Genomic DNA, 25,253 nt, shown 5'->3' with positions numbered 1-25,253 from the left:
GCGACGGGCGCGGGTGCGGGCGTCGCGGCGACGGGCGCGGGCGCGGGGGTCGGCGCGGTCGTGGGCTTCGGCGGGACCACGGGCCCGGTCTTCGGCGCGGCGGCCGCCGGCGCGGGCGTGGCCGCGGGCCCCGTCTTCGGCGCGACCACGGGCGCGGCGAGCCCGGCCTTCGACACCGGCCCCGTCTTCGGCTCCGGCGTGGCGACCTTCGCCGGCTCGGCCGTACCGGGCGCGGACTTCGAGACCTGGAGCTTGAGCGGCAGACCCGTCACCGACGGGCGGAGCGGCCCGGCCGCGGCGGGCTTCGGCATCGGCTTCGGCAGGGGCTTTCCGGCCTTGGCCGACTTCGACGAGACCGGCGCTTCGAACGGCGCGATCTTGACGTCTCCCGTCATCGGATCCGACGTCGTCCACAGGTCGATGAGCCGCATCAGCTCGCGCACGGCTTCGCCGGCGGACTGCCAGCGCGCGGCGGCGTCGCGCTGGATGCACTTCGAGAACCACGGATCGAAGCCCGGCGGCAGGAACTTCGCGTAGTCGCCGGCCCGATGCGACGCCGCCGGATGATCTTCGAGCGCGATGCAGATCATGAGATCGGCGTACGTGTCGACGCCCCAGTACTGGCCCGGCGGGACGCCCGTGAGCGCCTCGTACGCGACGAGCCCGAGCGCCCACACGTCGGTCGACGCTTGCACCGTCTGCGAGATCGAGATGCCTTGAGTCGCGGCGAGGCTGCGCAGCGTCGCGCCGAGCTGCTCGGGCGCGGCGTACGCGGGCGATCCGATCTGCGTCGCGGTGCGTTGCTCGTGGCTCTCGAGCACCTTCGCGATGCCGAAGTCCATCACCTTGAGGAGGATCTGGCCCTTCCGATCACGCGCCAAAAACAGGTTGCCGGGCTTGAGGTCGCGGTGGATGACGCCTGCGCCGTGGGCTTGGTCGAGCGCGTCGGCGAGGTGTTCGAAGATCGTGTGCGCGAGCCGCGCGGGCAGCCGCCCGTGCTTCTTGAGGTAGCTCTCCAGCGTGTCGCCTTGGAGCAGCTCCATCGCGAGGTACGGGACCTTGCGCGCCTCGTCGACGCCTGCGTCGAAGACGTCGACGATGTGCGGGTTTTCGCCGATCCGCGCGCCGAGCTGGGCCTCTTTGACGAAGAGGTCGACGAACTCTTTCCGCGTGACGAGGTGCGGGTGCACGAGCTTGAGCGCGCACGCCTTGCCCGTGTTCACGTGCTTGGCCTGGTAGACGATGGCCATGTTGCCCTGGCCGAGCCAGGATTCGACGCGATATCTGCGGGCGATCACGTCGCCAGGCTGGGCCAGCGTCCCTTCCGCCATGATGATGGCGCGCAGTATACGTCCGAGGCGCGCCGTTCCACCACCCTGCGAAACGAGAGGCACGCTCTCGGCGTCCCCGACGTGCTAGCAGGGACGAGGTATGGACACGCTGCCCGACACGCCCCCGGAGGCCCCGAAAAAGAGCAACCGACGGCGATGGATCGTGGCTTTCGTGCTCGTCCTCGCCGCGATCCTTGGCCTCGGGATCGGCCTCGGCCACCGCCCGCTCGCCCGGTGGTGGATCGAAAAAGAAGCGCGGGCGCGGGGCATCGAGCTCACGTTCGAGGACTTCAACCCCAGGTGGGGCCGCGTCGTGCTGCTCGGCGCCAAGGCCAAGCTCGAAGGCGTCGCGGGCCTATCGGCCGAGTCCCCGTGGGTCGCCGTGGACCTCGACGGGCTTTCTCCCACGCGGATCGACGCCCGCAACGTGGTGGTCACGCTCGCGGTTCCGCTCGACGAGCGCCTCGACGCCCTCGCCGCGTTCGACAGCCGCCACCCGGGCGCGCTGGATCTGCCGGCGACCGCGGACGTGACGGTGAACTGGGGCTCGAAGGAGTCGCCGTGGATCGTGCTCGCCGGCCGCGCGACGAAGGGTCGCGGCGACGAGGGTGCGTTCGAGGGCACGGTCGCGTTCGAGGGGACGAACCTCGGCCTCGTCGGCGCGCGCTGGAACGGCAAGGATCCGGCTTCGATCTGGCTCGGCGCAAAGACGCCCGAGGCGGCGCCGCTGCGGCTCGCGCTCGACACGAAGGCGAAGCCGATGCGGCTTTCGTCGACGCTTCCGGCGACGAAGATCGACGACCTCGCCCGCGCGCGCTCGCTGTCGGTCCCCGCGGATCTGCGCGGGGCGACGGTGGAGGGGACGGTGGTGGTGACGTTCGGCGGTCCCGAAGCGAAGGGGATGTACACGGGGACGGCGTCGTTCGAGGTGAAGGGCTGGGTGCCGCCGCATCCGAAGGAGCTCGACGGCATCGTCTTCGGAAACAAGACGAAGCTCGGGGCGACGTTCGAGATCACGCCGAACCTCGTGGACATGCGCATCACGAAGGCGACGGTGGACGCGGGCGCGTTCAAGCTCTCCGGCCCCGGGACGGTGAAACGCGAGGGCCTCTCCGCGCGGGTGAAGATGACACTCGACGGCGCGGTCGCGTGCTCGGAGCTCGGCGCCTCGGCGGTCGGCGCGCACGTGGATGGGCTGATCGGCGACCTCTTGAAAGGTGTGGCCCGCGTGGGGCTCGGCGGCAGCGTGAAGGTGCGGGTCACGGTGGACGCGGATACGAGGAAGATCGAGCGGGCGACGGTGGATCAAGCGGTCACGGTGGGATGTGGGCTGCGGTGAGCAGCGCCGCCCCGCAACGAAACCGCGCGAGCTTCGCCCAGGCCACGCTCCGCGAGGTCGAGGCGCTCGACCCTTCCGTGCGTGATCGCATCCTCGCGCGCACGTCGCCCGCGTCCATCGCGGAGATCCGCGGCGCGCTCGCCGTGCAATGGCTCCGGCCCGAGCCCTATTACGATTTGCTCGAAGCGCTACGCGCGGAACTCGGCGCGCCGGGCACCCGCGCGCTCTTCCGGCGCTGCATGAACCGTTACTTCGAGAACCCGATGTTCCGCGCCGTGATCGACAGCTTCCGGCGCCGGGTCGGGTTCTCGGCCAATTCGCTCATACGCTTCGTGCCGCGTGGCCGCGAGCTCATCGCCGAGAATGCGGGCCGGCTCGTCCACGTGCCGCTGACCGAGAGCCAAGGGATTCTTCGATTGCGTGGGTATCCGGTGGAGCATTTCCGAAGCGGCACGATCGTCGAGCTCCTCTGCGGATGCTGGGAAGGCGGGCTCGACTTCGGCGGCGTGGACGGGAAGGTCGAGGTGGAGGGGCTCGATCTGGAGCGGGGCGATTGTGATTTCGTGCTGTCGTGGAAGGCGCGGGGCTAGCCGACGCCCTCGCCTCGCGTCGACCCCTGCGGATCATCGTGGACCGAGGGGGTAGAGTCGTTGCGACCCCCGCCGGTCATCGTGGACCGAGGGGGTAGAGTCGTTGCGACCCCCGCCGGTCATCGTGGACCGAGGGGGTAGAGTCGTTGCGACCCCCGCCGGTCATCGTTGACCGAGGGGGTAGAGTCGTTGCGACCCCCACCTGTCATCGTGGACCGAGGGGGTAGACACGCGTCGACCCCCTCGGATCACGTTCTCCTGTCCCCCTCGACGCGCTTCGACGGGCACGGACCACATTCGACATGGAGAGGAGCGACCTGGAGCGGGGCGCGTGTGATTTCGATGTCGAAAGAAGCTTGGCCAGGGGGCTCACCTTGTGGTGGTTTGCCGCGCGCCCTCTCTCAGCCGGCATGAAGCTCGCCTGGAGGGGCACGCATGAAGCTACGCACCATTCAAGGAGGCGCGATGTTGCATCGTTGTGCTGCTCTTTTCCTCACGGTCATGGTCGTCATCTCGTTCGGTTGCGCCACGCTCGACGAGCCGGAGACCGAGCGCGGAGAGGGAGCGGACCTGTCCGAGCTTTCCGTGGCGGAACAAGGCGAATTCCAGGTGGGGGACATCCCCGCTTCCACCCAGGCCCGTTTGAAGGATGTCCTCGGGAGCTGCATCACCTACGACGGAGAAACCATCTCCGCGTGCGAGCCCGCGTCCGCGCCGTCGCTCGAACCCCAGGGGAACTGCGGCATCGATTGCTGGGTCTGGTACCCCACGGGGGAAAGCTGTTATTTCTACGTGGGGGAGCAGAAGAAGTGCGGCTGGGTCTCGGAGAACTGTTGTGGCGGGCGCCTGTGCACCGGCTTCAACTGCTGAGCCTCCTCGGCCCGCGTCGCCTGCGGCAAGTGCCGCGCGAGGCCCCCGGTCGCCGCATGCCGGCGCTCGATTGACTCGATTCTTTTGAGGGACGAACTTTCTCATCCACGCCCTTCCCCTCGCCGCCCGCTCCGTCCCCACCCTCCAGCATCCCGCCTCACATCTTCCCCCTCGAACTTTTCCTGTCACCTCCCCCCGCCCGCCCCGTAGAGCATGAGCGAGCACCTCATGCGCCTCTTCCCCTGGCCCTGGGCGGACCCCGACGATCGCCATCGCGCTCTCCTCACCCGCGCCCAAGCGGGCGACCGCGAAGCGTTCCGCTCCCTCTACCAGGACCTCTACGACCCGGTCAGCCGCTTCGTCGGCCGACGCGTCCGCAGACGGGAAGACGTCGAGGACCTCGTCGGCCGCGTCTTTCACAAGCTGCTCGAACACCTCGGCGACGTCGATCTCCGCCGAGGCTCCGTGCGCATGTACGTCCTCGCCATGGCCCGGAACGCCGTCATCGATCATGCCCGCGCTCGCCGCGAGGGCATGTCCATCGACGACGTCGCGCCGATCCTCGTCGACGATCGCGCGACGCCCCTCGATTCGCTCGTCAAAGAAGAGCGCGTCCGCGCCCTCCGCGCCGCCGTCGCAGCTTTGCCCGATCACGTGCAGGAGGTGCTCGCGCTCCGGTATGGCGATGGCCTCGAACACGCCGAGATCGCGGCGCTGCTCGGGGAATCCACGGCCGCCGTCAAGCAGCGGCTCTCGCGCGCGCAGCGCTCGCTCCGCGAGGTGCTCCAGGAAGGTGAGGTGGTCGATGTTCGGTTCTGATCGAGAAAAAGAGCTCGAAAAGGTCTTCGAGCCCGCGAGCGCGCCTCGCCCCGAGCACCGCACGGCGCTCGAAGCGTCGCTCCTCGCCACATTCGATGCGATGCCCCCGGAACGAAGGAGGAAGCCCATGGAGAAGAAAAACGTCTTGCGGAAGGTGGCTTTTGGCGCGGCGATCGCCGCGGTGATCGGCGTCGCGGCTTGCGCGGCTCCCATGGAGGTCGACGTCGAGGTCGGCCGGAGCCTCACCGTCACGTACGCAGAGTCCGAGGGTATGCCCAAGCCGCCCGAGGTCATGAAGGCCCTGGAGGGCGCGGTGAAGCTCGACAACGTGAAGGTCCGCGGTCGCCACGAGAACGGCGAGCTCACGTTGCAGATTGAGGCGTGGGGCGAGGACATCGGCGACGAGCCGCTCGCCGACAAGCTGCGCGAGGCCATGCCCGCGCTCGCCTCGGCGAAGATCACGGAGAAGCCGCTCTCCGGCAAGGTCGAGAGCACGCTCGGCAAGAAGCTCGGTCACGACCTCTTCAACATCGACATCACCGACGACCAGGACGTCGAGGTGGTCCGGCAGAAGATCCTCGCGCAGCTCGCCGCGCAGGGCTTCGAGGGTCAGGTGAAGGTCGATGTGCAAGGGGACGGAAAAGGCGAGCGGCGGGTGAACATCGAGCTCCGCCGAGAAGAGGAGTGCCCACCGGAAGAGGCGGAGGAGAAAAAGGCCGCGCCCTGATTCGATCGTTCGGTCGTCCCGCATCGAAGAAACCGGCGCGCCGTGTTATGACGGCCCTATCATGACGAAGGGCCGCGAGCAGAATGCCGCCGGAAACGAGAACCTCGGGCAAGGCGTGGACACGCGCTCCACGGCCGCAGGGACGGGTCCGTCCGGGACCTCCTCGCGCGCGCCGAGCCACGCCGAACGCGCGCGCACGCTCGCCCGCGCCGCCCGATTCGGATCACTCGCCACGATGGCGCGTGACCCCGAGGGATTCCCTTACGCCTCGCTCGTGGCGCTCGCCACGGACGCGCGCGGCCGCGCCGTCCTTTTGCTCTCGCGCCTGGCCGAGCACACGCAAAACCTGCTCGCGCGCCCCGAGGCCTCCGTCCTCCTCCTCGAATCACCCATCGTCGGGGACAAGCTGCTCGAAAAAGGACGCGTCACGCTCATCGGCCCCTGCACGGCCGTCCCGCCGGAGGAGGTGCCCGAATGCCGCGCGCTTTTCCTCGCCGCGCACCCGGACGCCGCGACCTACGCCGATTTCGCGGACTTTTCTCATTACCGCATCGAGCCGCGCACCCTGCGCTACGTCGGCGGGTTCGGCCGCATGTCCTGGGTCGACGCCGCGGACTACGCCCGCGCCGAGCCCGATCCGCTCGCCGAATTCGCGCCCCGCATCCTCGGGCACATGAACGACGACCACGCCTCGTCGATCCTCGCCTATGCGCGAAAGCTCGCCGGGATCGGCGACGCCACGAGCGCGCAGATGATCGCCGTGGATCGATTCGGCATCGAAATGGCCGTCGAGACCCCCGCGGGCGAGCGCCGCGTGCGGCTCGCGTGGGACGCAGAGGTCCGGACCCGCGAGGAGGCACGCAAAGCGCTCATCGAGATGGCGGGGCGGGCCGGCGAAGGCGAAGACTGAGAGCGCGGGGCTTCGCCCCGCACCCCAGCAGGGGGCTGTCCGCCCCCTGCACCCCGGACCAGGCACGGCCTGGACCGAAGGCCGAGAAACCGCGCGATGCGCGGTTTCTCGGACGGGCCCGTGACAAGACCACGCGCGGCGTTGCCCGCCGAGACAGGGCTGGCAAGCCCCTCGCCGGTCTTGACCTGGCCTGTTCGATGAACTGCGCATCGCGCAGTTCATCGACCCTGGGTCCAGCGCTTGCGCTGGTCCGGGTCCAGGGGCGGATAGCCCCTGGTCGGGCCCGGGGTGAAACCCCGGCGCTACGCTTACCCGAGCCTTTACGATCCTGCGCCCGTCTGCTACGTCCGGCACGGGATGTCGGACGAAACCAAGCTTCCTTCGGGCCGCCTCGGCCGACTCGTCCGCCTCGCCGAGATCGGCGCGCGCACGGGGACGAGCCTCCTGCTCCGCCGCGACGGCGATGACGCCGCCAAGCGTGCGGCCGAGGTCCTCGGCAACCTCCGCGGCGTCGCTGCCAAGGTCGGCCAGATGGCTGGCTACATTGATGGGCTCGTCCCCGAGGAGCACCGCGACGCCTACCAGCGCTCGATGAAGAGCCTGCTTGCCGCTGCGCCGCGCTCCTCGCCCGAGGCCATTCGCCACCTCGTCGAGGAAGAGCTTGGCGCCCCGCTCGATCGGCTCTTCGCCGAATGGGACGAAAAGGCCATTGCCAGTGCCTCCATCGGCCAGGTGCACCGCGCCCGCACCCTCGAAGGCGCCGAGGTCGCGGTCAAGGTCCAGCACCCCGGCGTGGCCGAGGCTGTCGAGGCCGACCTGAAAAATGCAGGGCTCCTCGAAGGCGCGCTCTCGATGATGGGCACGCGCAAGGTCGGCTCCGCGAAAATGCTCGAAGAGGTCCGCGCTCGCTTCCGCGAGGAGCTCGATTACACGATCGAGGCCCGCCGCCAGATCGAGTTTGCCCGCGTCCTCGAGGGCGACCCGAAGATCCTGATTCCCACGGTCGATCTCGATCGTTCGTCGCGCCGCGTGCTCACGACCCAGTTCGTCCGCGGCCGGACGCTCGACGAGGCGGCCGCCCTGCCCGAGCGTGATCGTGTCGAGCTTTGCCGCACGCTCTGGCGGTTCGTTTACAAGGGCACGCTCGTCGGCGAGATGTTCAACGCCGACCCGCACCCGGGCAATTACTTCTTCCAGGACGACGGCCGCGTGGCGTTCCTCGATTTCGGCTGTGTGCAGACCATCCCCGAGAAGCGGCGCGGCGTCGCGCGCAAGCTCCACCGCGCGGCCATCGAGCGCGACGAGGCCACGTTCGCCGAGGCCGCGAAGATCATGCTGGAGACCCGCGGCGGCGATCATGAAAAGCGCGTCCTCTCGTACATCCGCCGCGCGTTCGAGCCGCAGTTCTCCTCGCCGTTCCGGATCACGCGCGATTACGTGGCGAGCCTCGTCCATCACATGAGGGAGGCGGGCCGTGAGACGCTCAAGACCGGCGACACCTCCTTCGTGCCCATGCCCGAGGGCATGCTCTTCATGAACCGGCTCCAGTTCGGGTTTTATTCGGTCCTGGCCCGCTTCGACGTCGAGGTCGATTACGCAGCGGAAGAACGCTCGTTCATGCCCTGAGATCCGCCTCGAACGGCCCTCATCCCTGGTGACGCCGCCCCGTGCGTCGTGCTCTCATCGGCTTGCCGGAAACCCGGAGGAGAGCACGCCATGGCCACCAAACGCACACCGAGCACCACGAAAAAGAGCGCGCGCAAAGCGTCTCCGAGCGCCGCGTCGACCCGCACCACCTCGGCCCCGCGGACGAGCGCCGCCCGCACCCCCGCCCCGGCCGCCAAACGCAGCCGCGCCGCTTCCTCCTCCGGCCGGACCACGACGGCTGCCGCGGCCGCTCCCGCCGCCGCCGCTCCCGCGCCCGCTGCCGCGGCCGCGGACGCGAACCGCACGTATCTCGAGCTCTCCGAGGACGGCGGGGGTTCGCACAAGTTTTACGAGGTCGTGATCGACGGGACGAAGGTCTCGATTCGGTACGGCCGCATCGGCGACGGCGGGCAGAAGCAGGAGCAGAAGTTCCGCACGGCGGCCGAGGCGATCGCGTTCGCGCAGAAGAAGATCAACGAGAAAAAGAAGAAGGGCTACGAATCGGCCGTGATGGGCGTGCGGCAGAAGCGCGCCGTCACCCGCCGGACGATCCAGAGCAAGCCCTCGACGGCGAAGCGCGCGCCCGTTCTCTGGAAGTTCTCCTCCGGCGCCGCGGCGCTCGGCATTTACATCGACACGAAGCTCTTCTGGGTCGGCAACCAGAGCGGCAACGTGTTCGCCGTGACCGCCGACGGCACGATCGAGCAGCAATACAAGCTCCCGGACGGCGTGAAATGCATCATCGCCGACGACGACTGGCGTTATGCCGGCTGCGACGACGGCAACGTCTACGACCTCGGCGGCCACGTCCCGCGCCTCGCGTACGAGGTCGAGGAGAACGTCGACATCTTCTGGCTCGACATCTACCGCGGCAAGCTCTGCGTCTCCGACGCCGACGGCAACATCGCGATCTTCGATCACGAAAATGAGACGAACTGGCGCAAGAAGAGCAAGGGGTCCAGCGGCTGGATGGTGCGCGCCGACGAGAAGGGCGTCTACCACGGCCATTCCCAGGGCGTGACGAAATACGCCTGGAAGGACGGCAAGGCGGTCTGGGAGGCGCAGACGGACGGCTCGGTGCTCTTCGGCTGGCAGGAGGCCTCGGACGTCTACGCCGGCACGACCGACGACAAGGTCTACGTCTTCTCGAAGGACGGCAAGCCCGGCGTCGTCTGCGATTGCGACGACACGGTCTACTCCTGCGCGGCCTCGCCCGGCGGCAAGTACATCTTCGGCGGCGATTCGAGCTCCACCATTTATTGCTTCGACGCGGCTGGCAAGCGCCTGTGGAAGCTCGCGACCGGGTGCGGCTCGGCGTACTCGATGCAATACCGCGACGAACGGCTCTACATCGTCACGACCGACGGCTCGCTCGCCTGCATCGACGCGAGCGAGGAGGCGATTCAGAAGGCGCAGGCCGGCGAGGTGCCCACGCCGCGCGACATCAAGGCGCCGGCGAAGGTCCAGGAGATCCCGTCGACGCAGCTCGAGACCACGCGCGACACGTCGAAGGGCGTGATCGTCGAATGCGTGAAGCAAGGCGGCAAGCTCCGCGTGCGTGTCGTCTCGCCGGGCTTCAAGTCGTCGTACAACTGCCAGTTCCCGCGCAACATCCGCATCGAGGGTGCAAAGTACATCGTCGACGATGTGCGTGAGGTCGCCGGCGGCGGCTTCTACCGCGTGCTCGGCGAGATTCGTCGCCTCGCGCAGTGAGCATCGAACCCTGCCCCCTCCGCGCAAGAGCAGTTTTGCGGCCTGGCGAGGTCCGCCCGTGACGGCTATCCTCGGCCCATGCGACCTTCTCTTGCGTTTCCTTCAGCATTCCTCGCGGTAACCCTCGCGCTTTTCGTGATCCCCGCCTGCAGTGACGGCGGCGGCGGCACCGGCAATGGCGGCACCGGCGGCACCGGCGGCACCGGCGGCACCGGCGGCACCGGTGGCACCGGTGGGACCGGCGGCGCTGGCGGCGGCGGGTCCTGCTCCGCCGCGGGCAAGTGGCAGATCACGTACGAGCAGGACACGGACGGCTGCGTCCCCATGGGCGATCTCTTGACGGTCACGCCAAACGCGTCCGACGTCTCGATCAGCGTCACCTTCGAGGGCGACGACACGATGCCCATGCATAGCTGTAACCCCATGCCCCCCACGCCCGCCTCGTACACGGCGACCGGTTCGGTCTCGGCGGACGGGTGCACGCTCACCGCCGAAACCGACACGTCGTATTGCTTCTCCGGCGAGGATCAATGCGAGAAGCGCGAGCTCACGCTGCAATTCAACGGCGACGATGCCATGGGCACGCTCGTGTACTCGAAGTGCGGATGCCCCACGCCCGGCTCCGGCCCGATCACGGTGAAGGCCACGGCCAAGCGCGTACCCTGACCCGCCTCAAGACGTGAGCAACGCCTCCAGGCGATTGCCGGCCGCACGACGTTCCAGCACCTCGAACACCTTCTCGGCGATGACGCCGCCCGCTTCGAGCGGCGGCAGCCCGCCGGCGTAGATATTCGAGATCACCGTATACTCGAAACGCACCTCGGGATTGCCGCTGAAGGCAGCGGCTTTCCGCCTCGTCTCGTCCTCACGCAGGCAATACACCAGATAAGCCGAGAGGCTACGCGACGCGAGGGCATCGCCGCCGGGGCGCTCGCCGATCAGGCAGATCACGAGCTCACATTGCACGAGATCGGCGACGTCCTCGGAGAGCTTCACCCGCCCGTTCGGGGCCAGGATGGGTTTGCCCATGGTGATGCCGCGGGCGTTCAAGCCGTCGAGCAGCACGGGGAGGAGCTCGCCGGCATTGTGGTGGACGGACTCGGCGCTCAGCCCATCGGAGACGAGGATCTGCACCTTGCGATGCTCGGGGACGAGCAGGGCGCGGTGGGCCGCGGCGACCCGCGCGCCGAGGTGTGGTGAATTGAGGTGCGCTTCCTTGGAAGGGGCTCCGGTCGCGATCACCCGGAAATCGAGGACCTTTTGCAGCTCCTCGACGCGAAGCACGCTTTGCGTCGCTTCCCGCCCCACCGCCTGATGAAGCCGGACGCGGCGGCTGACCTCGTCGGCGGGCCGCGGACCGGCGGTCTCGAATCCGTGCAGGGCCGGCGTGGTCGCGAGCAGGCCCTGGAGCTCCGCGTCCGATGAAAGGAACATGCGAAGATTGCCCCAATTCGGCCCGCGGGCGAGGCTACCGTCCTCGTCTTTGCGGAAGATCCCCCGCTCGATCGCCCACGCCTCGTATTCCGGCGTCACGCGCTTGCCGTACAGCTCGCGCAAGGTCTGGTCGTCGTGGCCGCTGGTATCGAAATACGCGAGCATTCGATCCGTATTGAGCGCGACATCCATGTAGTAATTCGCGCCCGCCGCGGTCAACATCTGCGTGGCCATCTGCTGGCCTTCGAGCGTGATGTGCGAGTGGAGCGTGAAACACGGCGCCATGCCCATGGGCAAACCGAGCAGCTTGCCCATGAAGTGGTCTTGCAGGTTCGACACGATCATCTCGAAATTGTCGAGGTGCGTCTCCGGGCCGATGAAGCCGGTGACGTTGTTCACCATGAAGGGATCGTAGCGACGGGCGAGGCCGTAACAGAGGGCCTCCGTCGTCGTCATGTCGATGCCGTGGTGCTTGCCGTAGGTGAATTCGCTCCCCTGGCCGGTCTCGAAATACATGAACTGCCGCGCGTCCGGCCCGAGCGCTCCCTTTTCGCGCATCGTCCGATGGCCGTGATCCAGGAGCTCGACGGTCACGTCGAATTCGGACGTGAGCGTCTTTTCCGTGCCGGCCAGACTCTGAAAAAGGATCTCGACCGGCGCGCCTCGTTCGAGGCAAGCGAGCTGCGTCTTGATGTGCCCGAGGACGCAGATTTGCGTGGGCACGCCGGTTTGCCGGCGCAGTTTGTCGAGGTGCCGGAGCAGCCCGGAGATGTTCTCGACGGTATCGATCGCAGGATTGATGCCGAGCAGCGCATCCCCCGCGCCCATCGAGAGCCCCCAGTACAAGAGAAGCGTGATCCCGCGCAGATCGTCGGTGGGGTGGTTCGGCTGCAGGCGCGAGGACAAGGTGCCGGGCAAACCCAGGGTCGTCCGCGCCTTCGTGGGCCGCGGGATCCGTCGCGCGAGATAGATGAGCTCGTGCACGTCGCAGATCTTGGCCAGCGCGGCCGCCATCACGCCGGTCAAGGCCTTGCCCACGCGCGCGCTCTCCGCGCCCGGCGAGCGCAGGAGGTGGTTCTTCAGTCCGCCCACGGTCATCGATTCGATCTCGGCGAAGACGGCATGATCGATCGCGTAGTTGACCCGCATGACGGAATCGACGTTGCCGTCGTCGTCGGTGAGCGGATGGTCGTAGAGGTACCGCAGCGTGAGGGATGACAGGATCGTCCGGGCGGCCTCGCGGTGCCGAGCGCTCTTCGCCGCGAGCCCCGCATTGCGGTCCCCCGCCTTGTCCTCGTCCGCCGCGCCGAGGAGCGCTTTCAGGCCGAGGAACGAGATCTCCTCGTCGAGGACGGTCGTTCGATGAAGCTCCGGCGGCGCTGGCCGGGGAACGACGATGTCGGACAATGGCACGAGCTTCGACGTGACGTGCTGCATCGTTTCCTCGATTCTCAATCCAGACCGTAATACCAGACGGGAACGACGTGATCCTTCATGCGCCCGATCTGCGCGAACCGTGCATCTTTGACGACGACCTCGTCGATGACGACGAGGTGAACCGGGCTCTTGCCCCAGTCACTGACATACTGGCCGAGGGTCTTGCCCACATTTTCGGCCACGAACAGGACGAGCGCCTGTTCCGGCCGAAGCGGACGCGCCCGCAATTCGTCGCCGAGGGAAGCGCCAATCCGGCGGACGGCCGCGAGCGGAGGCCCGGTCCATTCGATCCGAAGGCAACCGCCGGACGGGCTCTCGCGCACGAGCCGGAGCAGCGCGTGCACGCGCTCGGCATCCGCGTCGCTTCCCAGCCGGCCGAGGATCGGCAAATCGCGCAGCGGCAAGAGGTTGGGCGACGAGAGAAAGACCGTCGCGCCGGAGATGTCCATGCTATGCCGCATCATTCCGAAGACCGTCGCACGACCGAAATGGTCGGGGACCCACGCCGAGAGATCCCGCGCGAGGACGTCGGACGCGAGGATTCGCTGGGCGAGATCGACGCCGAGATCCCCGAAACACGTCCTGGAGGGCCACGGCGCGCCCCGCAGTTTGTCGTACACGAGCGCGCCCACGCCACCCGAAAGCGTGACGATGCGGGGCACGGACGGCGCAGGTGGTTCGAGCCCGAGGTCCGTATGCACATGCAGGCGCGCAATGGGCGTCGTGAACGGATCGGCGCGCCCGGTGACGGCGGATTCGAGGAGCGCGACGTAAAACGAAAGCACCACGTCGACGTCGCCGGGAGACAACATATCCCCGGGTCCGCGGGTGATCCCCAGGTGATCGAGGAGCGCCCGAGCGTACCTCGATATCGCGACGATTCGATAGCTCCCCGGCTCGACCTGGAGATGCCGCGCCCCGACGAACAGACAGCCCGTGCGGCGAACCTCTCCATCGACGCCGAGCGCGAGGTTCGTCGTCCCGCCGCCGATGTCGAGGTTCACGATCTCGACCTCCGGATGCCTTCGCGAGAGCCGCGCCGCGCTCCCGAGAAACGCCATCCAGGACTCGAGGTTCGCGTCGCCGATCGCGACGAGGATGGCGTCGCCGAGGCGCGCTCGGAGTAGCGACGAGAGCGCCTCCGCGTTGTCCCGTTGCGCCGAGAGCCCCGTGACGAGCGCGCCGCCGCCGAAGATTTCTTTCCCGGAAAGCCCTCCCTCGGCGAGCCACCGTTCGAGGAGCGCCGCGACCGCATCCACGTCGATGCGTCCATCACGGAGAGGCGTGAAGACCGGGACGGAGCGATATTCCTCGGCGAGCCGGCTCAATTCCATACGGCCGGTCACGCAATTGCGCACCATCGTGGCGGACGCGACCATCGCGCTGCTGGTGGTGCTGCCGAAGTCGAGCCCGAGCAGGCTGACGGTACCGCTCACCCGGGCGAATACATCACGAAGGCTGGCCCGTGCCCAGCGAAAAGGGACAATTCACGTACACCGGCCCCGAATACCCCGCGTCGACCCGCGCGCGGATGACGCTGCATTTCCCCGGCATGACCGGGACGAACACGCTATGTCCCGGCTCCTCCGGCGTGAGCGTGGCGCCATTCGCCCAGAAACGGATCTCCTCGCCCCGGGCCCGCACCTCCACCATCGTCGCATCACGAATCACGCTCCCCGGCGGCAGCCAAGCTCCGCCCGCAGCGCGCACCTCGAACGAGCACGCCGCCGGATCCCGCACGCAGACGCGACCCGCGACGATGCCGTCCCGCACGCCCTTCGCCGAGCGCGATTCCGCGAGCACGAACGTCGTCGCCCGCAGATGGCCGCTATGGCTGTCCGAGCCGCCGACCGGCACGAGCGGCCGCGCGCGCAGCGGGATCTCCCGATCGAGCCGCGCGAACGTCGCCTCCAGCGTGGCGGCCGAGTCGCCGAGCAGGAAGCGATCCCGGAGCTCCGTCACCGCGAGGTTGTAGACCTCGAACGCCTGCACGATTCGATCGGCCGCGACGATCTCCTCCGGATACGGCCCCGGCGCCGTGAACGGGCGCCAGGAGAGGTCTGCCCGCGCGATTCGAATGATCGAGTCGACCGGCGTGAGCAGTGGATGATTGACCACGAGCAGCCCTCCGCGCTGCACGAATGCCTGGAAAAACTTCGCCGGATCCGTGAGGGCCGCGCGCGCCGAGACGTCCGCAAACACGGCGTCGAGATCCGCGAACGCCGCCCCGATGTGGCCGTAATCGCGATCGGTGTACTCGAACCCCACGACGAAGATCGGCTCCCCCTCCCCTCGCGGCACGGTCCGCTCGAGTGCCGCGAGCTCGCCTCGCACCCTCTGCCGCTGGGACTCGCTCTGGAAGAACTGCGACGGCACGTGCGGCGTGAGGACCACGAAATCGAGCCCCTCCGCGCGCACGAGCTCGATGGTCTCCTCCATGCTGCGGCTCACGTGCTGGGGCGAGTCGGGCGGGCTCACGTGGCAATGCATGTCCCCGCCGAGGAGCTGATAAGGGCTCGTCGCCTCCGAGAGGACCGACGCGGCCGCGACGGGCGGCGCCGGCCGGTGCGCGCTCGACATGCTGGCGTCGAGCAGGTGATGCGACAGCGAGCGGCTGCAGCCGGCGAGCAGCATCAAGGAGAGGAGGAGGGCCGTCTCGGGCGCGCGTTTCACGTGGTTCCTCTTGTCATGGCCGGGCTTGGACGGCACGGCGAGCGCGGAGCTTTGGCGCCGGATCGGCGAACGAAGATCCTGGAGCCGAGGGGTAGCTTGGAGAGAGGGAAAGGTGCTTTTCGGTCGAATGCCCGCCATTTGCCGAAATCCTGCCTGCTCACCGGAGCCCGCACTGCTGCAGGCTCGAGCCGGCACCCGAGCACGTTTCCTGCGTCCAAACGCGCCACGACCATGCGGATCCGAGGAAAAACCGCGCGCCGGAGGGACGAGCTCGGCTGGCCCGCCGCGTGCTTTGAAGAATCGACATGATCGCGCTCCTCCTCAGCTTTGCATGGGACGTCCTTCCCCGTCGGCCTGCTCTCCAGGAATCCCCGCGCCTCGTCGAAGCTGGCGTCCGCGTCGAGCGCGTCGTGACGGAGGACTACATCGCGCGGGTCGTGGCGATGAAAAACGCCGCTGCGCGCAACCTGCTCATCACCCAGGCCTACGGCGACCTTTCGCTGGAGATCGCCGATCTGCTCGGCAGCGGCGCCGGCATCAACTGGTGCACGATGGCCGCCTGGGCCTCCCGCCGCGCCGGACAATCCATTCGCGGCGAGGATCTCCCCGGACAACAATACGTCGCCCGCGCCGCGGCGCGTGTCCCGGGCGCGCGGTTCCTCCTCGATACGATGCGCGACGTCTCGCGGGAGGTCGGCGAGGGCAATCGCGAGGTCTTCATGGAAGTCGCCCCCGCCTTCGCCGGCTTCGCGCGCGCTTACCGCGCGGGAGACGAGGCCCTCGCCACGTTTTTCGCGTCGTTCACGAAAGGCCCGCCCGATCGGGGCGGGCAGGACATCCTGCGCCGCGCCTTCGAATGTTACCTCGAAGCAGCCCGAGCGCCCGCGGGCAAACGCAAGGCGGAGCTGCTCTACGCGGCGAACCTGTACGTCGCGCTGCAGGAGCAGACGCGCTTGCAAGGCCGGATCGCGGCCGCCATGCCCGGCGGCCCCACCACGCGCACGCTCGTCACGAAGGCGATGCTCGAGCTCGAGCTCGGCGGCGGCACGGCCATCCACAGGCTCGGCGAGGATCTGCCCAACGGGCCGTTCGGCGAGCACCTCGAGGCGCTCGAAGATCCGGAGCTCGTCACGTTCGTCCTGCGCTTCGACGCCGACATCCGGTCGACGTGCGGCAGCCGCGCCGAGCGCTGGGATTCGCTCGCCGATCGCATGCGCTTCATCGTGGAGCTCTTCCGGTTGCACGGCAGCGACGCCTCGCTCTTCGAGGAGCCCATCAGCGCCGCCGAGTGGCTCGCGCTCACCGGCCGCGTGCGGCCGCGGCGCCCGTTCGCGTCGCGGCCCCTCGGCTGACCCTCACTTCTCCGGCGTGGATGCGCCGAGGCGCGCCGCGATGCGGCCCATCGCGTGATCGAGCTGGAGCATCGCCTCGATCCGATCCACCGTCGCCCGCGCCACGCGCAGGCGCGAGGTGCGCACGGTGTCCTCGGCTTGCTGCACCTGGAGCGGCGTCGACGTGCCGAGCGAGAAACGCGCGCGCTCGGCTTCGAGCTGCTTCTCGGCGATGGCCACGGTCTGCGCCGCCGCCTTGCGCCGCGCGTCCGCGGATTCGAGCTGCGCGACGAGGCGGAGCGCGACGATGCGGATCCGGCTGCGCGCGGCTTCGAGGTTGTTCTTCGAGATCTGCGCGTTGATGCGCGCATTCTCGACCTCGGCCGATTCGCGCGCGGTCGTGAGCGGCGCCTCGAAGATGAACCCCACGTACCCGCCGACGGCGCCGAACGTGCCGATCTGCGCGAACGCCGGCGCGATGCTGCCATTGCCGAGGCCGCGGAGCTCCACGTACCCTTCCACATCGAAACGCGGTCGATATTGATCCCCCGCCACCTGCGCGCGGGATTCGGCCGCGGCGACGCGCGCTTCGAGCTCCTTGAGCTCCGGCGAGAGCGCGGCGAGCGCCTTCTCGACCTCCGCCACGGTCGGCACCTGCGGGTCCCCGGGATCGCCCGACGCGCGCAGGCGCACGTTCGGATCGATGACGGCGAGGATCTGGGAGAGCTCGAGCCCACGCTGGATCTCGGTGAGCTCCGCCGACGTGACCGACTCGCCGAGCGTCGCGATACGCGTCTCGTACGAGAGCACGTCGACGGCCGCGGCCGCGCCCTTCTCGCGCCGCTGGTCGGCCGCGTCGCGCTCGACCTTCGCGAGATCCCGCGCGGCCAGCTCGATCGCGAGCGAGCGCGACGCATACCAGAGCTCCCAGTACGACGTGAGCGCGTCCCGCACGACCTCGCTCGCCACGCGCTCGCGCCCCTCGTGCGCGGCCGTCCGATCGAGCTCCGCGGCCCGGAGCCCGGCCTCGCCGATACGTGTCCCCGCGCCGCGCAGAATGGGCTGCGTGAGCGAGAGCCGCGTCGACATCGAATACCCCACGCCCGCCGCGCCCGCCGTGACGAGCTCGCCGACAGGGTTCGACGTCGAGCTGCGGCTGCTCTGGACCGAGAGCGACACCACCGTGCCCGTGGCAAAATCCTTCCGCAGCGCCGCGTTCAGCGAGAAGACGTCACGCTCGCCGACCGAGACCTGACCATCACGCCCGAGCGCGGGCGACGCGCTGTGCGTGTATCCGCCGTTCGCCGAGAGCACGAATGGATACCGCACCTCCTGCGCCCGCACCAAGGCCGCCGCCTGCTTTTCCGAAAGAATGGCCGACGCGACGTCGGGGTTGTGACGGAGCACGAGCGTGATCACGTCGTTCTCCGTGATCGAATGGACCACGGGCGAGGCGCCTTGCGTGGCCGCGCTCGTCGGGGCCTGCTGCGCGGACGCCTCCGCGGCGGAGAGGGCGATCGCGAGCGAACACACGGCGACGCACCCTTTCGACATTCTATTCATGACGCAATGCCTCGATGGGGTTGAGGCGCGCCGCCTTGCGCGCCGGCAGATACCCGAAGATGACGCCGACGGCCGCGGAGAACGCGAAGGCCCCGGCCACCGTGCCCGGCGAGATGACGAACGGCAGCGACAAACTCTGCGTCGCCGCGTACGAGAGCGAGAGCCCGAACAGGATCCCGAGGATCCCCCCGAGGAGCGCGAGCACCACGGCCTCCACGAGGAATTGCAGGAGCACCTCGCTCGCGAGCGCCCCGATCGCGAGCCGCGTCCCGACCTCACGCGTCCGCTCGGTGACGCTGACGAGCATGATGTTCATGATGCCGATGCCCCCGACGAGCAGGCTCACGGCCGCGATCCCGCCGAGCAGGCCCGTCATCGACGCGGTGACGCTGCTCATCGTGTCGGCGATCTCCTGCATGTTGCGCACGTTGAAATCGTCGACCGCGCCGGGCTGGATGCGGCGCCGCTCGCGCATGAGGTCCTCCACCTGCGCCTGCACCGAGGACGTCAGCTCCGCCTGCTCGACCTGCAAATACACCGAGCTGATGTTGTTGTTGCCCGCGATGCGCCGCTGGAAGGCGCGGAGCGGCATCAGGACCACGTCGTCCTGATCGCCGCCCATCGCGGCCTGGCCCTTCGAGGCGAGCAAGCCGACGACGAGGCAGGAGACCTGCTTCACGCGGATGCGCTGGCCCATCGGCATCGTCCCGGGAAACAGGTTGTCCCGCACGGTCTTGCCGATGATGCATACGGGGGTCCCCGAGGCGGCCTCGACCTCGGAGAAGCTCCGCCCCATTTCGATCTTGTAGCCGCGGACCTCGAAATAGCCCTCGTCGACGCCGATCACGCTCGTCGGCCAGTTCTGGTTGCCGACGACCACCGTCGTGTTCGACTGCGCCGTCGGAGACAGGGCCTTGATGCCCGTCACCTCGCGCTCGATGGCCTCGACGTCGTCCTTCTGGAAGGGATTGCCCGCCGTGCGCTCCGGCCCGCGCCGCGCCGCGCCGGGCGAGACGACGAGCATGTTCTCGCCGAGCGCGCCGACGTCGCTGCGCACCTTCTGCGTCGCGCCCTCGCCGATCGTCACCATCGCGATGACCGCGCCGACGCCGATCATGATGCCGAGCATCGTCAAGAAGGAACGAAGCGCGTTTTTCCGCACCTCGCGCAGGGACATGATCAAGGTGGCCCAGAGCATCAGTGATTCCCCGAGATGATTTTGCCGTCGCGAAACACGATGGTCCGCGTCCCGTACTCGGCCATGTCCGGCTCGTGCGTCACCATCACCACGGTGATCCCGTGCTCGCGGTTGAGCTGCACCATGAGCTCCATGATCTCGGCCTTGCGCGCCGTATCGAGGTTTCCGGTCGGCTCGTCCGCGAGCAGGAGCGACGGCTCCGTCACGAGCGCCCGCGCAATGGCGACGCGCTGCTGCTGGCCGCCCGAGAGCTTGGCGCTCGTATGCCCCGCGCGAGACGAAAGCCCCACGAGATCGAGCGCCTTCAGGGCCCGCCGTCGCCGCTCCTCCGCCGGCACGCGCCGGTAGATGAGCGGCAATTCCACGTTCTCGAGCGCCGTCGTCCGCGCGAGCAGATTGAACCCCTGGAAGACGAACCCGATGAAATGGCGCCGGAGGAGCGCGCGCTGATCCTGATCGAGGTTGCAGACGTTGACGCCGCGAAAGAGGTACGCGCCGGACGTGGGTACGTCGAGACAACCGATCATGTTCATGGCGGTCGATTTGCCCGAGCCGGAGGACCCCATGATGCTGACGAACTCCCCCGGATCGATGCGCATGTCGACGCCGTCGAGCGCGCGCACCTCCGACTCGCCCTCGCCGTAGATCTTCTCGACGCGCCGGAACTCGACGATCGGAAAGGCCGCATTCGGGCCGCCTTCCGGGCGAGGCAGCTCAGCCACGCGGCGCCTCGATCATGCTGACCACGACCTCGGTCCCCTCGGTGATCTCCTCCGAGCGAATCTCCGTACGAATGCCGTCCGTCGCGCCGACCTCCACCTTCACGCGGCGAGGCTCGCCGCCCGTCGGCAGCCAAAGGACGGGCTCGCGCGGCGCGCCCGTGCCGCCCGGGCGCTTTTGCTGCTGCCCCATCCCCGGCGGCCGACCCGTCGGCAAGAACTGGTTCACCGAAATGCCTTGCTGCTGCTGCGTGCTCGACTTCCGGTTCGGGTTGAACCGCAATGCCGCATTCGAGACGAGCAGCACGTTCTTCCGCTCGTCGACCACGACCGTCGCCGTCGCCGTCATGCCCGGCCGGAGCAGCCCCTTCGAATTGTCGACCGAGAGCCACGCCTCGTACGTCACGACCGTCGTCCCGGTCGTCGGCATGTTCTTCACGGCCAGCACCTTCGACGCGAACGATTGCTGCGCATACGCGTCGACCGTGAAGCTCGCCTCCTGCCCCTCCTTCACCGCGCCCACGTCGGCCTCGTCGACCTGCACGTTGAGCTGGAGCTGACCGAGGTCCGCCGCGAGCACGAAGAGCACCGGCGTCTGCATGCCCGAGGTCACGGTCTGGCCCGGCTCGACCGCCCGGTTGAGCACGATCCCGTCGATCGGCGAACGAATGACCGCCTTCGAAAGGTTCGTCTTCGCGACCTTGAGCGACGCATGCGCGAGCGTCACCTGCGAGGACGCCGACGCGACCTGCGCCTCGGCGCGCTTGTAGTTCGCCTGCGCGGTCTCGACGTCCTGCGCCGGCGCGAGCCCCTGCGCCAGCATGGCCTCGGCCCGCGTGAGCTTTTGCTTGTTCTCGCTCGCCGTGGTGCGCGCGTTCACGAGCGAGGCGTTGGCCGAGGCGAGCTGCGCCGTCGCCTCCTCGATCCGGGCCGTGTATTGCTCGGTGTCGATCTCGGCGAGGATCTGGCCCTTCGTGACCTTGTCGTTGAAATTGACGTGGACCTCGAGCACGCGGCCCGTGATCTCCGCGCCGACCTCGACGGTGTTGCGCGCCTTCAGGGTGCCGGTGGCCGTGACGGTCACGCGGAGGTCGCCCCGCTCGACCTTCTGCGACTGGTACTTCGTGCTCTCCGCGGCGGCGGTGTTCTTCTTCTTCCAGGCGTAGAAGCCGCCGCCGCCGCCGGCGACGAGGACGACGGCGACGAGCACCCACGGCAGCCGCCGCCGTTTGCCCCGGGCGACGACCTTGAGGACCTCGGGATCCCCGGTGGTCGGCTCGATGGTTCGAGGAGATGTCATGATCGTTCCCCTTGGACGGTCGCCGAGGCGGGCTCCCTACGCGGGGACGTGTCCGATCGTCAGAGGCCGAGGCACGCCCCCGCGCAGAGAGGCGTCAGCCCGCCACCTTGACGAGCTGCTTGCCGGTGTTCGCCCCGGTGAAGAGCCGCCGGAGCGCGGCGGGCGCGTTCGCGAGGCCCTCGACCACGTCGACACGATCCTTGATGCGACCCTCGGCCGCCCAGCGCGCGAGGTCGGTGATGGCGTCGCCGAACCGAGCCGCGTAGTCGGTCACGAGGAACCCTTCCATGCGGCCGCGCTTCATGACCAGGTTCATGAGGTTCTTCGGGCCGGTCGCGGCCTCGGCGTTGTTGTAATCGCCGATCGAGCCGCAAAGCACGACGCGCCCGCGCATGGCGAGGTGCCCGAGCGCGGCCTCCAGGATCGAGCCGCCGACGTTGTCGAAATACACGTCGATCCCGTTCGGGCAGAGCTCGCCCAGCCGCTTGTAGACGTTGTCGGTCTTGTAATCGATCGTCGCGTCGAACCCGAGCTCGTCCTTGATCCACGCGCATTTCTCTGGGCCGCCCGCGATCCCCACGACCCGGCACCCCTTGATCTTGGCGATCTGCCCGACCGCATTGCCCGTCGCGCCCGCGGCGCCCGAGACCACGACCGTCTCCCCTTCCTTCACGCGCCCCACGTCGAGCAGCCCGAAATACGCGGTGAGCCCCGTCAGCCCGAGGAGCGAGACCGCCATCGTCGGCGGCACGCCCTCCGGGAGCTTTCGCGGCCCGCGGATCGAGGGCTCGATCACGGCGTGTGTTTGCCAGCCCGTCATCCCGTACACGAGGTCGCCGGGCGAGAAGTCGGGGAGGGTCGAACGGAGCACGCGCCCGACGCCGCCCGCACGCATGACCTCGCCGATGGCCACCGCCGGCAGGTACGAGTCACGCTCCATCCAGATCCGCTGCGTCGGATCCACCGAGAGATACAGCGTCTCGACGAGGATCTGCCCCGGCCCGAGCTCCGCCGGCAAGGGCTCCTCGTGCCACGTGAAATCGCTGTCCTTGATCATGCCCTGCGGCCGCGCGGCGAGGCGCCAGGAACGGTTCACTTCGGTCATCGTTTGCTCCTCTCGCGGCGCACCCTATCCGGCCGGCGCGCCCCGAGCAACGGCCCGCGCCGCCCCTTCCCTCCGTCACGATCCCCCCTATGCTGCGCCCATGTCCCGCCCCCCCGGACTCCCCCTGCACCCGGCCCTCACCCTCCTGCCCTTCTTGTACCGCCCGTTCCCCTTCCTCGACGCCATGGCGAAGCGGTACCCGGACGCCTTCACCCTGCGGTTTCCGGCCATGCCCAAGCCGGCCGTAATCTTCCACCACCCCGACGCCGCGAAGGAGATTTTTGCCCTTGGCCCGGACGACGCCCACGCCGGCCAGGCCAACGCCGTGCTCCGGCCGCTCCTCGGCGACGCCTCGCTCCTCTTGCTCGACGGAAAAGAACACCTTCGCCAGCGCAAGCTGCTCATGCCGCCGCTGCACGGCGAGCGCATGTCCTCGTACGGCGCCCGCATGATCGCCCTCACCGAGGCCTCGATCGCGACCTGGCCCGAGCGCGAGCGCTTCCCGGTGCACGAGCGCCTGCAGGCCATCACGCTCGACGTCATTTTGCGCGTCGTCTTCGGCATCGCCGAGGGCGCGCTCTTCGATCGATTGCGCGAGCAGCTCGTGGGAATCCTCGAGCTCGCGACGACCCCGATCTTCCTCTTGCCCTGGTTCCAGAGAGACCTCGGCCCCCTCACGCGCTGGAACAGCCTGACCCGGGCGCTCCACGAAACCGACGAGATGCTTTATGCGGAGATTCGGCGCCGTCGGGCCTCGGGCGAGCGCGGGGACGATATCTTATCGCTCCTGCTCGACGCGCGCGACGAGCAAGGCGAGCCCATGAGCGACGGCGAATTGCGCGACGAGCTCATGACCTTGCTCGCCGCGGGCCACGAGACCACCGCGACCGCGCTGTCCTGGGGGCTGCGGTGGATCCTCGACTCGACGAGCCTCCGGGCGCGTCTCGTCCGCGAGCTCGAAACGGAGGGCGCGCTGCCGGCTCTCGCGCCCGAGCGAATCGCCCGCTGCGCGCTGCTCGACGCGACGACGCGGGAGATCTTGCGCCTGCAGCCCGTGGTCATGATGGTCGGCCGCGTCCTGCAGCGGCCGATGCGGATCGGCGGTTACGACCTCGAAAAGGGCACGCCCGCCCTCGTCTCGATTTACCTCATTCACCGAAGGCCCGATCTCTACCCGGATCCCACGCGCTTCGATCCGGACCGCTTCTTGCGCCAGCGATTCGCGCCCCACGAGTGGCTCCCGTTCGGCGGCGGCATCCGCCGCTGCATCGGGTTGGCCTTCGCGCTCTACGAAATGAAGATGATCCTCGCCACGATCCTCGCGCGCGCGGAGCTACGGCTGCCGCTCTTCGGCAAGGTGCACGAGGTTCGTCGCGGGGTGACGATCGCGCCTTCCCGCGGAATGCCGGTCGTCATGGAGCGGCGCGACTCAAACCGGATCCACGACCGAAAGGACAGCTCGTAGCACAGCATTGGGGATCGCGAGCGAGGCGTACGCGACGAAGAGCTTCAGGGCGAGGCCGTGCTTCTTCGTGGTGAGCCAGTTTGCCCCGATACGGAGCAGGCACGTGAGAAAACCCCCGCAGCCTGCGGCCACGGCCAGGCCGTAAACGGGATCCGGCCATCTCACGAAATCGGACAGAGACGCCCAAAACTCGCTCGTCGTCCCCGTGGGTTCTGCCAGCCAGAGAAGCAGGGCGCCGAGGAGGCCGAAAAGCGTCGTGACGACGGTGAGGAGAGGGAACGTCGCCAGGACGAGGAGCACGCGCGCGTGCTCGACCTCGAGGGGTCCGCTCGCCCTGCGCCCCGCGCGATGGAGGCGGACGGCCGCCGTGAGGGATACGGCGAGCACGGCGCTGACGGGGCCGATCGCGCGAAGCACGGCGACGCACACGATCCCCGGGGCGTGCTTCTCCACATTCAATTGGCTCAGCGCGTAGACGGACTGAAGATACACCACGCAGCCCAACACCAACCCGACCACGACGCCGACCGGGAAAGACCACCTCACGATCCTGTCATAGGGCGAGCCCACGCCGGGGAGGGGCGCGGCGGGCGGCGACGCGGCGGGCGGCGCGTACGCCTGGCCGAGGTCGAGTTTGTCGTCCATGTCTCTGCCCGGCACCCTACTCGACGGGTTTGTCGGGGTCAACAACCACCGCCGTCGCCGCTCCCGCCTCGATGAGGGCGAGTTCCTCGGGCGTCAGCGGGCGCAGTTGCTGGAGGAACGCGTCGAAGTCGCTGGCGACGAAGTAGGGTTCCCATTCCGCATAGTAGTCGTAAAAGTACACGCGTCCTCGCTGCTCGCCCTTGGTGACGATGCCGTACAGATCTCCGCTCGAATCACACGCGATTGCGAGGACATCATCGCCCAAGCTGGCCCTCCGCTCCTCCAAGAGCCAGAGAAGCTCGTTTGGTTCGTAGAAGTCATCTCATAAATCGTCCAGGAGTCTCCTGAGGTACACGACGATGCATCCGAGGTGGACGAAGCCGAGGAAGTTTTCGACGTGGCGCTCGTACCGTACCGCGATGCGGCGGAAGCTCTGG

Annotated in this window: 22 protein-coding genes; 11 read left to right on the top strand and 11 right to left on the bottom strand. The window is 68.4% G+C overall.

The window, feature by feature from the left end; genetic code table 11:
• A partial coding sequence (locus QHF84_RS48995; RefSeq protein WP_281320574.1) for a serine/threonine-protein kinase occupies positions 1-1,394 on the bottom strand: 1,394 nt, incomplete at its 3' end.
• A 37-nt stretch (positions 1,395-1,431) separates the two neighbouring features.
• Between QHF84_RS48995 and QHF84_RS48990 the strand changes: the two genes are divergently transcribed.
• The 9 genes from QHF84_RS48990 to QHF84_RS48950 all read left to right on the top strand — a co-directional run bounded on the left by QHF84_RS48990 (position 1,432) and on the right by QHF84_RS48950 (position 10,612).
• Positions 1,432-2,670 carry a hypothetical protein gene (locus QHF84_RS48990; protein ID WP_281320573.1) on the top strand — a complete coding sequence of 413 codons (1,239 nt, stop codon included), beginning with the start codon at positions 1,432-1,434 and terminating at the stop codon, positions 2,668-2,670.
• Positions 2,667-3,260: a hypothetical protein gene (locus QHF84_RS48985; protein ID WP_281320572.1), complete on the top strand. Its 594-nt coding sequence runs from the start codon at positions 2,667-2,669 to the stop codon at positions 3,258-3,260. Before QHF84_RS48990 ends, QHF84_RS48985 begins: the two co-directional genes overlap by 4 nt.
• A gap of 435 nt (positions 3,261-3,695) precedes the next feature.
• Positions 3,696-4,130 carry a hypothetical protein gene (locus tag QHF84_RS48980; protein WP_281320571.1) on the top strand — a complete coding sequence of 145 codons (435 nt, stop codon included), beginning with the start codon at positions 3,696-3,698 and terminating at the stop codon, positions 4,128-4,130.
• 213 nt (positions 4,131-4,343) lie between these two features.
• The gene (locus tag QHF84_RS48975; protein WP_281320570.1) at positions 4,344-4,949 is read left to right on the top strand and encodes a sigma-70 family RNA polymerase sigma factor; all 606 of its coding nucleotides are present in this window, start codon (positions 4,344-4,346) and stop codon (positions 4,947-4,949) included.
• A complete protein-coding gene (locus QHF84_RS48970; RefSeq protein ID WP_281320569.1) occupies positions 4,936-5,676 on the top strand; it encodes a hypothetical protein in 741 nt (246 codons plus the stop codon). Before QHF84_RS48975 ends, QHF84_RS48970 begins: the two co-directional genes overlap by 14 nt.
• Positions 5,677-5,737: 61 nt before the next feature.
• Positions 5,738-6,586, top strand: coding sequence for a DUF2470 domain-containing protein (locus tag QHF84_RS48965; RefSeq protein ID WP_281320568.1), 849 nt, complete (start codon positions 5,738-5,740; stop codon positions 6,584-6,586).
• A 357-nt stretch (positions 6,587-6,943) separates the two neighbouring features.
• On the top strand, positions 6,944-8,212 hold the full coding sequence (locus QHF84_RS48960) for an AarF/ABC1/UbiB kinase family protein (protein ID WP_281320567.1): 1,269 nt from the start codon (positions 6,944-6,946) through the stop codon (positions 8,210-8,212).
• Positions 8,213-8,302: 90 nt separating this feature from the next.
• Positions 8,303-9,946, top strand: coding sequence for a WGR domain-containing protein (locus tag QHF84_RS48955; protein WP_281320566.1), 1,644 nt, complete (start codon positions 8,303-8,305; stop codon positions 9,944-9,946).
• Positions 9,947-10,024: 78 nt separating this feature from the next.
• Positions 10,025-10,612, top strand: a complete 588-nt coding sequence (locus QHF84_RS48950; protein ID WP_281320565.1) for a hypothetical protein — start codon at positions 10,025-10,027, stop codon at positions 10,610-10,612.
• A gap of 6 nt (positions 10,613-10,618) precedes the next feature.
• Here the strand turns inward: QHF84_RS48950 and eutB are convergent, their stop codons facing one another.
• The 3 genes from eutB to QHF84_RS48935 are packed head-to-tail and all read right to left on the bottom strand — an operon-like array spanning position 10,619 to position 15,490.
• The gene (eutB, locus tag QHF84_RS48945; RefSeq protein WP_281320564.1) at positions 10,619-12,817 is read right to left on the bottom strand and encodes an ethanolamine ammonia-lyase subunit EutB; all 2,199 of its coding nucleotides are present in this window, start codon (positions 12,815-12,817) and stop codon (positions 10,619-10,621) included.
• A gap of 14 nt (positions 12,818-12,831) precedes the next feature.
• Positions 12,832-14,253 (bottom strand): ethanolamine ammonia-lyase reactivating factor EutA, encoded by a 1,422-nt coding sequence (locus QHF84_RS48940; protein WP_281320563.1) that lies wholly within the window; start codon positions 14,251-14,253, stop codon positions 12,832-12,834.
• Positions 14,254-14,266: 13 nt separating this feature from the next.
• Positions 14,267-15,490, bottom strand: a complete 1,224-nt coding sequence (locus QHF84_RS48935) for a hypothetical protein (protein WP_281320562.1) — start codon at positions 15,488-15,490, stop codon at positions 14,267-14,269.
• A 305-nt stretch (positions 15,491-15,795) separates the two neighbouring features.
• Here QHF84_RS48935 and QHF84_RS48930 point away from each other — a divergent pair, with 305 nt between their 5' ends.
• Positions 15,796-16,842 (top strand): hypothetical protein, encoded by a 1,047-nt coding sequence (locus tag QHF84_RS48930; protein ID WP_281320561.1) that lies wholly within the window; start codon positions 15,796-15,798, stop codon positions 16,840-16,842.
• Between the two features lie 3 nt (positions 16,843-16,845).
• Here the strand turns inward: QHF84_RS48930 and QHF84_RS48925 are convergent, their stop codons facing one another.
• From QHF84_RS48925 to QHF84_RS48905, 5 genes are all read right to left on the bottom strand, one after another.
• Complete coding sequence (locus tag QHF84_RS48925) at positions 16,846-18,384, bottom strand: TolC family protein (RefSeq protein ID WP_281320560.1); 1,539 nt, start codon at positions 18,382-18,384, stop codon at positions 16,846-16,848.
• Positions 18,377-19,582 carry an ABC transporter permease gene (locus tag QHF84_RS48920; RefSeq protein WP_281320559.1) on the bottom strand — a complete coding sequence of 402 codons (1,206 nt, stop codon included), beginning with the start codon at positions 19,580-19,582 and terminating at the stop codon, positions 18,377-18,379. The genes QHF84_RS48925 and QHF84_RS48920 overlap by 8 nt, the downstream gene beginning before the upstream one ends.
• Positions 19,582-20,295, bottom strand: coding sequence for an ABC transporter ATP-binding protein (locus QHF84_RS48915; protein WP_348652949.1), 714 nt, complete (start codon positions 20,293-20,295; stop codon positions 19,582-19,584). The genes QHF84_RS48920 and QHF84_RS48915 overlap by 1 nt, the downstream gene beginning before the upstream one ends.
• 1 nt (position 20,296) lies before the next feature.
• The gene (locus QHF84_RS48910; protein WP_281320557.1) at positions 20,297-21,601 is read right to left on the bottom strand and encodes an efflux RND transporter periplasmic adaptor subunit; all 1,305 of its coding nucleotides are present in this window, start codon (positions 21,599-21,601) and stop codon (positions 20,297-20,299) included.
• Between the two features lie 94 nt (positions 21,602-21,695).
• Entirely contained in the window at positions 21,696-22,706 is a 1,011-nt protein-coding gene (locus QHF84_RS48905; RefSeq protein WP_281320556.1) for an NADP-dependent oxidoreductase, read from the bottom strand.
• A 100-nt stretch (positions 22,707-22,806) separates the two neighbouring features.
• Between QHF84_RS48905 and QHF84_RS48900 the strand changes: the two genes are divergently transcribed.
• The gene (locus QHF84_RS48900; protein ID WP_281320555.1) at positions 22,807-24,171 is read left to right on the top strand and encodes a cytochrome P450; all 1,365 of its coding nucleotides are present in this window, start codon (positions 22,807-22,809) and stop codon (positions 24,169-24,171) included.
• On the opposite strand, the gene QHF84_RS48895 is transcribed toward QHF84_RS48900, so the two are convergent.
• Both QHF84_RS48895 and QHF84_RS48890 read right to left on the bottom strand, forming a co-directional pair.
• Complete coding sequence (locus QHF84_RS48895) at positions 24,136-24,816, bottom strand: ABC transporter permease (protein WP_281320554.1); 681 nt, start codon at positions 24,814-24,816, stop codon at positions 24,136-24,138. The genes QHF84_RS48900 and QHF84_RS48895 overlap by 36 nt on opposite strands.
• 16 nt (positions 24,817-24,832) lie before the next feature.
• The gene (locus tag QHF84_RS48890) at positions 24,833-25,081 is read right to left on the bottom strand and encodes an SMI1/KNR4 family protein (protein ID WP_281320553.1); all 249 of its coding nucleotides are present in this window, start codon (positions 25,079-25,081) and stop codon (positions 24,833-24,835) included.
• Between the last annotated feature and the right edge of the window lie 172 nt (positions 25,082-25,253).

The sequence above is a fragment of the Polyangium sp. y55x31 genome, assembly GCF_029946505.1.
In the GTDB taxonomy this organism is placed as follows: Bacteria; Myxococcota_A; Polyangia; order Polyangiales; family Polyangiaceae; genus Polyangium.
Note: the sequence above shows the minus strand (reverse complement) of the source record. Positions and strands in the feature narration are given on the sequence as shown.